Annotated in this window: 6 protein-coding genes; 2 read left to right on the forward strand and 4 right to left on the reverse strand. The window is 74.6% G+C overall.

The window, feature by feature from the left end; genetic code table 11:
* Positions 1-153: 153 nt before the first annotated feature.
* Positions 154-1,296, forward strand: coding sequence for a polysaccharide deacetylase family protein (locus tag IH61_RS43175; protein WP_051837938.1), 1,143 nt, complete (start codon positions 154-156; stop codon positions 1,294-1,296).
* 55 nt (positions 1,297-1,351) lie between these two features.
* On the opposite strand, the gene IH61_RS0125310 is transcribed toward IH61_RS43175, so the two are convergent.
* Positions 1,352-1,753: a hypothetical protein gene (locus tag IH61_RS0125310; RefSeq protein WP_234327325.1), complete on the reverse strand. Its 402-nt coding sequence runs from the start codon at positions 1,751-1,753 to the stop codon at positions 1,352-1,354.
* Positions 1,754-2,039: 286 nt separating this feature from the next.
* Here IH61_RS0125310 and IH61_RS0125315 point away from each other — a divergent pair, with 286 nt between their 5' ends.
* Entirely contained in the window at positions 2,040-2,942 is a 903-nt protein-coding gene (locus IH61_RS0125315; protein ID WP_107057222.1) for a nitroreductase/quinone reductase family protein, read from the forward strand.
* A 79-nt stretch (positions 2,943-3,021) separates the two neighbouring features.
* Here IH61_RS0125315 and IH61_RS0125320 read toward each other — a convergent pair whose 3' ends face one another.
* The 3 genes from IH61_RS0125320 to IH61_RS0125330 form a co-directional block, all read right to left on the reverse strand.
* The gene (locus IH61_RS0125320; protein WP_031073710.1) at positions 3,022-3,819 is read right to left on the reverse strand and encodes an SGNH/GDSL hydrolase family protein; all 798 of its coding nucleotides are present in this window, start codon (positions 3,817-3,819) and stop codon (positions 3,022-3,024) included.
* Positions 3,820-4,218: 399 nt separating this feature from the next.
* Entirely contained in the window at positions 4,219-4,827 is a 609-nt protein-coding gene (locus IH61_RS41385; protein WP_063763260.1) for a hypothetical protein, read from the reverse strand.
* A 421-nt stretch (positions 4,828-5,248) separates the two neighbouring features.
* Positions 5,249-6,163 carry a hypothetical protein gene (locus IH61_RS0125330; protein WP_031073713.1) on the reverse strand — a complete coding sequence of 305 codons (915 nt, stop codon included), beginning with the start codon at positions 6,161-6,163 and terminating at the stop codon, positions 5,249-5,251.
* Between the last annotated feature and the right edge of the window lie 115 nt (positions 6,164-6,278).

A 6,278-nucleotide genomic window follows, 5' to 3' on the forward strand; every position in this document is an offset into this window, starting at 1 on the left:
GTTTCCTTGTCTTTGCGGGTGATTGGGAGTGGCCGCCGAGCCGGGCGGGTTCACCGGGAGTTCCCTTGACGGGCCGATTGGTCTAGTCCATCGTTGCTCTTCGCTCACCGCGCTCACCCCACGGGCGCGTTCCCCCACCCCAGGAGTCCTCACGTGTCCGTGTCCTCGCGCGTGTCCGCGCTGGCCGCCTCCGTCGCACTGCTCACCGGGCTCACCTGCCCCGCCGCCTTCGCGGCCGGCCCTTCCGCCGCCGCGCCTTCCGGCTCCGCGCCGGCCGTCAACCTCGCCACCAACCCCGGCTTCGAACTGCCCGCACCCAACCTCGCCGACTGGGGCAGCGTCCCCGGCTGGAACTGCACCGGCGGCCCCGCCGAGGCGGCCGTCACCACCACCGCCCCGCACTCCGGCACCTCCGCGCTCACCGTCACCCCGGCCAACGCCGACTCCACCGGCGAGTGCGCCCAGACCGTCTCCGTCCAGCCCAACACCACCTACACCGCCTCGGCCTGGGTGCGCGGCAGCTTCGTCCACCTCGGCGCCACCGGCACCGGCAAGGACGTCGCCCCCGCCTGGACGGAGACCACCGGCGGCGGCTGGCAGCAGCTCACCACCCGCTTCACCACCGGGCCCAACGCCCGCAGCATCCGGCTGTACGTCCACGGCTGGTACCAGCAGGGCCCCTTCTCCGTGGACGACGTCCGCGTGGACGGCCCCGCGCCCGCCCCCGCCACGGCCGCCGGGTCCGTCCCCACCAGTGACAAGGTCGTCTTCTTCACCGTCGACGACGGCTGGTCCCGCCCCGCCGACGCGGAGAAGTTCCTCGCCGACCACCACCTGCCCATCACCACGTTCCCCCTGCCGATGCCGGCCGCCACCGACCCCTCCTACTTCAAGCGGGTCACCGCCGTCGCCGGCTCCTCCGTGCAGGACCACAGCGTCTCCCACAGCGACCTCACCAAGCTGCCGCTCGACCAGCAGCAGGTCGAGATCTGCGACGCCCGCGACTCCCTCACCCGCCTCTTCGGCACCGCGCCGGTCGTCTTCCGCCCGCCGTTCTTCGCCTCCAACGCCGACACCCTCCAGGCCGCCGCCAACTGCGGCATCCGCACCGTCCTCACCGCCGACGCCGACTTCAGCTGGGGCGCCTCCAACATCTGGCACCCGGGCCTGCTCCAGCCCGGCGACGTCATCCTGATGCACTGGTCCGACACCGTCGCCGCCGACTTCCAGCGCGCCCTCGCCGCCGCCGACGCCGCCGGCCTCAAGCCCGCCGGCCTCACCGACTACCTCCACTGACCGACCCCCACCCCGCGCCCGCGCCGCCCCCACCGGGCTGCGCGGGCGCGGCCGTTCAGCCGCCCGGGACGCCTCGGACGCCGAAGACCTTCTCGACCCAGCCGTTCAGACGCGCACCGAAGTCGGCGTCATCGGTGATGTCGTTCGCGGGGATCGGCCCACCCGCATCGTCCTCCAAGGGCCTCTGCTCCCAGTGCGCCGCCAGGTAGCCCACGTCCGCCCAGCCGCCCCGGTACAGCGTCACCTCGAGCCCCGCCCCCGTGCGCCGGTCCTCGATCCGCACGCCCACCGAGTCCGGATCGACCACCCGGGCTCGGTCCGTGTGCAGCGGCTGCGGCCAGGAGGCGAGCCAGTCGCGCCACGTCGGCGCGGCCACCGTCAGCCCCGCCTCGCGCCACAGCGGCGTCAGGGCGGCGATCCGCGCGGCGGCCAGGTCCAGGTCGACGATCCGGTCCACGGCGGTGGCACCTCTCCTCATGCCCCGGGCTCGGGGCGGGCGTTGACAGTGTGGTCGCGGCGCTGTTCTGATGAGGGGGTGCAGCGTGGCGCCGGCCAGAGAGTAGTGGGCAGGCCGGTGGCCGGGCGAGCACCTTTTCGAAGGGACGACGCGCGATGAGCATCCTCTCCGCCACCCTGATCTGACCTGCGCGGCCGCCGTGACCGGCGCCGCGTCCTCCGCTGCGCCCGGTGCGTGCGGCCGTGACTCCCCGAACCTTCCGGAGACTCACCACACACGCATGCCCATGACCTCTTCTTCCTCTTCCTCCTTCAACCTGACCGTCATCGAGGAGTTCCGCGCCAACGCCGGACGGGTCGGCGGCCCGTTCGAGGGCGGGGACCTGCTCCTGCTCACCACCACCGGCGCCCGCTCCGGGCGGCCGCACACCGTGCCGCTCGGCTACGTCGAGGCGCGGGGGCTGCTGCTCGTCGTCGCCTCGGCGGCCGGGGCGCCCGAACACCCGCAGTGGTACCGCAACCTGCTCGCCCACCCCGTCGTCCGGGTCGAACTCGGCGCCGACGCCTTCGACGCCATCGCCGTCCCGGCCGAGGGCGAGGAGCGGGAGAGCCTCTTCGAGGCCGTCGTACACCGCGCCCCCGGGTACGGGGACTACCAGGCGGCGACCGAACGACAGCTGCCCGTCGTCGTCCTGGAACGCCCGCAGCCCGCCGATGCCGACGCACCGCCCGTACGCACCCTCGCCGACCGGCTCCTGGAGGCGCACACCTGGCTGCGCGCCCAACTGCGTCACGTCCGGGAGGAGGCGCAGGCCCTCCAACCGGGCCGGGCGGCCGGCCTCGGGTTCCAGCTGCGCCAGCACTGCCTGGCGTTCTGCCAGGGCCTGACGCACCACCACACCGGCGAGGACGCCGCGATCCTGCCCGCGGTGGCCCGCAGCCACCCGCAGCTGCGCGGTGTGCTCGAGCGGCTGGGCGAGGAGCACCGGGCCATCGGGCGGATCAGGGAGGAGCTGGTGGCCCTGCTCGCCGACGTCGAGGCCGTCGAGCCCGAGCGGCTGCGGACGGAGCTGGACCGGATGTCCGCCGAGCTGGAGGCCCACCTCGCGTACGAGGAGGCCCAGTTGCTGCCCGCCCTCGCCGCCGTGCCCTTCCCGCCCGGCCCGCCGGTGCCACCCGCCGGGGGCTGATGCCGCCGGAACGGCGGGTGCCGCCGCCCCCTCCCGCAGTGGGAGGGGGCGGCGGCACCACGGGGTCCGCGGTTCCCTGTCAGGAGGCGGAGAAGACCGGCAGGTAGCCGCCCGCCTGGCCGGAAGCCTTCGGGTGGTAGCTCTCGTCGATCGGGAAGGTGGTGCTGTTCAGCCAGGTGGTCAGGGAGCCGCAGATCTCGTGCTCGCTGAAGATGCCGCGCACGTCGCCGAAGGTGAAACCGGCGTTGGCGACGCGCTTGGCGATGACCTCGTCCAGGGTGTCGGCGGCGCCGTTGATCGCGGAGCGCTTGGTGTCGCCGATGCCGAAGATGCAGGAGCCGCCGATCTTGTACAGGTGCGGGTAGCCCAGCACCACGACGTGGGCGTTGGGGGCCTTGGCGTGGATCGCCGAGTAGACCTGGTCGAGCTGGCCGGGCAGGGTGTCGCGGGCGTAGCTCTCGGCGTTGCTGACGGCGTTGAGGCAGTCGCTGTCCGAACCGAGGACGCATGTCTGCATGGTGCTGGCGAAGCCCGCGTCGTTGCCGCCGATGCTGATGCTGACCAGCGTGGTGCTGGAACTCAGCGAGGAGATCTGGTTGTTGAGGACGTCACCGGTCTTCGCGCCGGAACAGGCCACGAACTTGAACGAGGACGGCGAGTGCGCGTTCTTCCACAGGTACGCGTAGGAGTTGGTGCTTCTCTTGCAGCTGCCGCTGTCGCTCAGGTAGCTGCCGGCACCGACGCCGGCGGAGTACGAGTCGCCGAGCGCAACGTAGTTGGCACCGGCAGCGTTCGCCTCCGAAGCGGCGAACAGCGTCGTCATGGCGAGGGTGGCCGCTATGGCGGAGACGGACAGGGCGCGGGACGGGCGGAACATGACACCTCCGAGGCAGTGACACGGGTCACAGAAGTGATAGCAGGAGGTGGGTAGCACGGGAAGCGGTCATGCCAAGGATATTGACGGGCCGTCTGACAACACGGAAGTGAACCCCGCCCCACGGGGCGCCCATCGCCGCAGCTCAGCGCGGGTGTGCGCCGACGCCTTCCGCTCACCGCGCGTAGATGAGAATCCGAGCAGTTGTCAGCGAGCCGTCAGCCGGAGGTCAACGGCACGCCGGGTGGAGGCCAACGCCTCGTCAACTTCGATGCGGGCGATGCCGGGCGGCCGCGGGCCGGGAGGCCCGGTCAGGGCGCGTCCTCGGGCTCCCGTCGGACGGCAGCCCGGCGGCTGCTCCCGGCCGGGCGGGCGCTACACCGATCGGAGGAAGGGCAGGCCCTACACCGACCCGGGAAAGACGGTGCAGCCCGCGAGCGGCAGTTCCTCGATCGCCTCGTTCGCCGCCGCGGGCACGCCGAGCCGCTGGACGGCCGTCGCCACCGCTACCCTCGCCTGGCGCAGCCCGGGCACGCCCCAGCCCAGCAGCTCGACCGCCAGCCCCGGCGCGACCAGCAGCCGCCGGTAGTGGCGGCCCGAGGCGGGATCGGGCGCGCTGGGCCCGACCGAGCGCAGCGCCGCCGCCATCCGCACCCGCGCGCACTCGTGCCCACCGTTGGCCGAGCCGACCCGGTCGTAGAGGTAGCCGAGGTAGTAGGGCCGGCCGATGAGGGCCTGCGCCTCCTCGGCCGCCTCCCTGGCCAGGGCCGCCCCCGGGTCGCCCGCGTCCTCCGGTTCCAGCGAGCCGCCGGGCAGCGAGCAGATCCCGTCCCGGGGGTTGACCAGCGTCAGCACCCGCCCGTCCGGCGCGAACAGCCAGCCCCAGGACTGCTTCACGGGCAGCCCGGACGGCACCGGCTCGCCCGGCCGCCACGGCCAGCCCGCGGTGGGCCGCCGACGCACCCGGCCGAGGAGCTCGGCGACCTCAGCGCTGTACTCGATCGGGCTCATGAGCCCGCTCCTCTGCCGGGCTCCGTCCGAGGGGACGCGGACCGAGGGGCCGTGGACCGGGAGGACGCCGACCGGGGGGACGCGGACCGGGAGGACGCCGACCGGGGGGACGCGGACCGCCCGGCACGCGCTCCCGATCCGGCACCCGACCCTGCGCGCGCTCCGGCGGTGCGGGTCCCGGCGGCGAGCCGACGCCGCTCGCTCATGCGTCCCCCTCTCGGTGTCGGGCTCGCCGGACCGGTGGCGCGAGGGGTCGACCTGCGGAGTTCGGTACGGGGCGGAGCGGCCGGAGCGGCGGCGTGGGGCACCGCGCGCTCCGACTGTTGATCTTCTCCAAATCTTCCCCGAACAGGCGGTCGATGAACAGTCCCCAGCGCCGCATGGCGGACCCGGAGGCCGTGAGCGCCCTCCTCACATTCGCTCAGCCCAGGGGCCCACCTCCGTCCCGGGGGCCCGGGAACTGCGGGCCTGACGGCGGCGCGGACGGCGGCGCGGAAGCCGGTCCGGACGCCGGGCCGGACGGCGGCGGCGGCCCCGGCAGCGGGAAGCCCGGCCTCGGCACCATCCCCGGCGGGAACGGCAGACCCCGCTCCGCGTCGTCCGCCAGCTCGTCGAACACCTCGTGGGCCGTCATCGGCCGCAGCCGGCCCCCGGTCAGCGCCCAGCCGAGGACCAGCGGCCCCGTCGACGGATCGCCGTGCAGCAGCACCGCGCCCTCGCCGCCCGCGGCCACGCCCGCCGCGAGGGTGACGCAGAACGCCTCGGCGTCCCGCCCGCCGGGGTGCACGGCCCCCGCCGCGACGCGGACGTCCACCGCCGACGTCAGCTCCTCGCCCTCCCCGGGCCCGTGACACCGCAGGGTCAGCAGGTGACACCCCTCCCCCGCGCCCTCGCCCAGGGCGAGGTAGACGGCCGTCACGTACCGCATCACCGCCGCCAGCCGGCGCTGCCCGGCCAGGTCGTCGCCGATGGCGTCCAGCAGGGCTGCGCAGGCCACGGACATCCGCACCCGCGCCCGGTGGTCGTCCAGCAGCGCCGGGGCCAGCTCGGCCAGCCGCTCCCCCGCGTAGACGAACGGCTCCCCGGCCAGCTCCGGATCGCCCGCGTACGCGACGCGGGCGGCCGGCAGCCGGGGATCGAGGCCGAGGGCGTCGCAGTAGTCCTCGTAGTCCCCCGCCTCCATCACCCGCAGGTGCACCTCAACGCCCTGCCCGTGCAGGGCCCTGAGCTGCTCCTCCGCCCGCCGCAGGTACTCCCGGTGCCGCAGCGAACCGAACAGCCCGTAGCGCGCCAGCCCCGCGAAGTCGGCCGCCCCGACCGCGAGCGCGACCGCCACCGGCTGCGGCGGCGGCGCACCTCGGGCCCGCCCGTCCCGCCGCCGCCCGGCACCGGGCCCACCCGCACGCCCACCGCCCGACCGGCCGCCCCCCGACGAGGCCGACCCACCGCCC

The sequence above is a fragment of the Streptomyces sp. NRRL WC-3742 genome, from assembly GCF_000720635.1.
In the GTDB taxonomy this organism is placed as follows: Bacteria; Actinomycetota; Actinomycetes; order Streptomycetales; family Streptomycetaceae; genus Kitasatospora.

What these genes read in the sequence shown, in the direction of transcription:
- IH61_RS0125315 (WP_107057222.1), top strand. Translation starts at nt 2,040, where the DNA reads ATGACCTCTTCTTCCTCTTCCTCCTTCAACCTGACCGTCATCGAGGAG.
- IH61_RS0125320 (WP_031073710.1), bottom strand. Translation starts at nt 3,819, where the DNA reads ATGTTCCGCCCGTCCCGCGCCCTGTCCGTCTCCGCCATAGCGGCCACC.
- IH61_RS41385 (WP_063763260.1), bottom strand. Translation starts at nt 4,827, where the DNA reads ATGAGCCCGATCGAGTACAGCGCTGAGGTCGCCGAGCTCCTCGGCCGG.